Source organism: Burkholderia lata (assembly GCF_902499025.1).
Lineage (GTDB): Bacteria > Pseudomonadota > Gammaproteobacteria > Burkholderiales > Burkholderiaceae > Burkholderia > Burkholderia lata_C.
Map to the genome: position 1 here is coordinate 1 of NZ_CABVPW010000097.1, position 3092 is coordinate 3092.

1 protein-coding gene, 2 pseudogenes and 1 other annotated feature are annotated in these 3092 nt (G+C 60.3%); of the genes and pseudogenes, 1 reads left to right on the forward strand and 2 read right to left on the reverse strand.

From position 1 onward, the window contains the following. Together BDI24065_RS40705 and BDI24065_RS40710 are read right to left on the reverse strand one after the other, a co-directional pair. A pseudogene (locus tag BDI24065_RS40705) lies at window positions 1-718 on the reverse strand (IS3 family transposase); the annotation flags it as partial. Further along, window positions 321-437, reverse strand: a sequence feature (AL1L pseudoknot). It overlaps the preceding pseudogene by 117 nt. A gap of 69 nt (window positions 719-787) precedes the next feature. Beyond that, window positions 788-1195, reverse strand: a complete 408-nt coding sequence (locus BDI24065_RS40710) for a hypothetical protein (RefSeq protein WP_175035926.1) — start codon at window positions 1193-1195, stop codon at window positions 788-790. An 837-nt stretch (window positions 1196-2032) separates the two neighbouring features. Here BDI24065_RS40710 and BDI24065_RS40715 point away from each other — a divergent pair. Further along, a pseudogene (locus BDI24065_RS40715) lies at window positions 2033-3092 on the forward strand (IS3-like element ISBcen6 family transposase); the annotation flags it as partial.

Below are 3092 nucleotides of genomic sequence, written 5' to 3' on the forward strand. Positions count from 1 at the left end.
TGATTCGGTCGATCGGCCTTGAACTGCCGGTTCACTCGGTCCAGCGGGCGCGGCGCGATCACATCGGGAATCGTTGTACGAACTCGCTTACCGCGAACTGCGCCACGCAAACCCTGCAGCGTCATCAACCGTCCGACCGTGCAGCGTGCCACTGCAATGCCTTCCCGGTTCATCTGTTTCCAGACCTTCGGCACGCCGTAGACCCGCATGTTGGCTTGCCAGACGCGCCTGATCTCCGGTTGCAAAAGTTCATCACATTTCGTGCGAACGCAGCGTTTCGACGGATCGCGAAGTTGTGCCGCATGGCGTCGGTAGCCCGACGGGGCAATCCGCAAGACCTTGCAGATCGGCTCGACCCCGAAGGTGTCACGATGCTGATCGACGAAGGCCTTCAGGACTTGAAACGGCGGTCGAGCTCCGCCTGGGCGAAAACCGCGCTCGCTACCTTGAGGATCTCGTTGGCACGACACAGTTCCTTGACCTCACGCCCCAGGGCCTTGATGCGTTCACGCTCGGCTGTGCTCACGCCATCACGTTCCCCGCAGTCGACCTCGTCGCGTTTGACCTAATGCAGCAGTGTCTGCGGCGTATAACCGATTATCGGTGCAATCGATTCGACCGCCGCCCACATCGACGGGTGCTCGCTACGCTCCTCGCGTACCAGACGCCCTACGCGCTTTTGAACTTCCGGGGAAAGCTTGCTTGGCTTATTGTTCACGACTCCATTCTCTCAAGAGTTAGAGCCTCCACAAAACCCGGAACGGTTCGCCTTCTCGCTGGGCCATCATCACCGCAAGGCGCGCTCAACTTCGCCGAGTAGGGCGCTTGCCTGCACAAACGCGTCTCGAAGTTGCTTCACATCATCGGTGCTACGCCTGAGTTCTGGGCTGAACGCCCGGACGTCACCAAGCACGACAAGCTGCGGATTGTGTTCGTAAAACTCGCGTAACCGCATAAGTGGTTCGCGCAGAGCAGGGGGCAGACTTTCGGCCCTACGCCTATCGAGCAACTGTTTACCCACTTTCAGGCCGGTGGAAAAAGAGCGTAGCGGATTGCCGGCGTCCGCCACCGCATCGAGGCCGGGCAGATCGTTGGCTTCCAGCATCTTGAAGATGTGCTCACGTTCGGTCTCAGGCATCTCCCGGAACTTGCCGGTTCCCTTCAGTGCACCAGTGAGCATGGCGCGGGTGACCAAGTCCAGTGATCCGGTGGTGACTTGCTCCTCGCTATTCCTGACTGGGCGTGGCGCGTCTTGTGCACTGCTTGTTGAGGTTCGGGGGCCGATAAAACCCTGCCGGCGGGCTTTCCTCTCCGATTTCACGAACAAGGCAGCGACGTGGGCGGCGACCTCTGAACTGGTCGCGCTCGACCGGATGGTTGCGCGTCGAGGCGACGCTTGGAGATTCGCCAGGACCTGCAGGGGCAGCGACGGGGGGGGGGGCGTGGTGGATGACGCAATTCTGCTTGGCAGCGTTGGGAGGCCGCTAGCGTCCTGCTCATGGCTATGCGTTAGTTCCATAGCGCCGTGTATGCCAATCCTTTTCATAGGCCACTCCGATTGAGTTACCGCACACAAAGTACATCAACTCGGTCGCCGGTACGTTTTCAAATGGTGTCTGAATGTAACTATCGTCTGCACTGTTGCATAAATGGATCATAGGGACGAAGTACCCGACATCACCAATCACGCGACAGCGCGTCATGCGCGTGGCAATGCACTAGGCATCAAGGCGGAACGAGCGAATCAGCGAGTCCTCACGAAAGGCGAGTTCGAGAAGCTCGCCGATCTGGACGAGACGCTACACCGCTTGTTTGGACGACTACAAGGGCTTCCCCGTTGAACGCAAGCGCCCGACGTGGTTTTTGTTGCTACTTGCTGCCTTGCCGACGTCGTGTGAGAAGGTGAAGGACTGCGGTACTACAACCGGTCATGTTGGGTGGAGCAGCCCGCTGAAACGTCGGACACAGTCACCCACTTACAATAACGGGTAGGCATAAGACTGTGTTTTTGACTAACACCAGGCAGGAAGTGATGGAAGTGTTGACGGGCCCGGAGCGCCGGCGGCGCTGGACGGCGGAGCAGAAGCTGGCAATGGTTCGCGAGAGTTTCGAGCCGGGGAAATCGGTTTCGATGGTCGCGCGCCAGCACGGCGTGAATCCGAACCAACTGTTCCACTGGCGCAAGCTGTACCAGGATGGGAGCCTGTCAGCGGTCAAAGCTGGCGAGGAGGTGGTTCCGGCCTCGGAACTGGCCGACGCTCTCAAGCAGATTCGTGAGCTGCAACGGATGCTCGGCAAGAAGACCATGGAAAACGAGATTCTCCGCGAAGCAGTCGAGTACGGTCGGGCAAAAAAATGGATAGCGCACTCGCCCTCGCTGCCGGAGGACGACCAGTGAAACTGGTTTGTGAAGTTCTCGGCGTGTCGCGCTCGAACGTATCGGCACGACTGTCGCGTCCGGCGACGTGGCGCGATGGCCGTCAATCGAGGCAGACTGACGACGCGGTCGCGGTCGAGGAAATCCGCCGGGTCATCGGCGACTTGCCCAGCTATGGCTATCGCCGGGTTTGGGGCATATTGCGCAACGAGCGCGTCGCGGTTGGGCTAGCGCCGTTCAATGCCAAGCGCATCTATCGCGTCATGCGCACGCACGGGTTGCTGATGCAGCGTCGGCCGATTCCGCCTCGCCCCCAACGTCGACACGACGGCAAGGTGGCCGTAGCGCGCAGCAATCAGCGATGGTGCTCCGATGGATTCGAGTTTCGCTGTGACAACGGCGAGCCGCTGCGCGTGACGTTTGCGCTGGACTGCTGCGACCGTGAGGCGATGAGCTGGGCGGCCACGACGGCAGGCCACAGCGGTGACATCGTGCGCGACGTGATGCTGGCTGCAGTGGAAAATCGGTTTGGCAACGAACTGCATACCCCGTCCGAAATCGAGTGGCTGAGCGACAACGGCTCGGGCTACACGGCCGACGACACGCGCCGGTTCGCAGTGGCCATCGGCCTGAAGCCGTTGACCACGCCGGTGTGCAGCCCGCAAAGTAACGGGATGGCCGAGAGCTTCGTGAAGACGATGAAACGCGACTACGT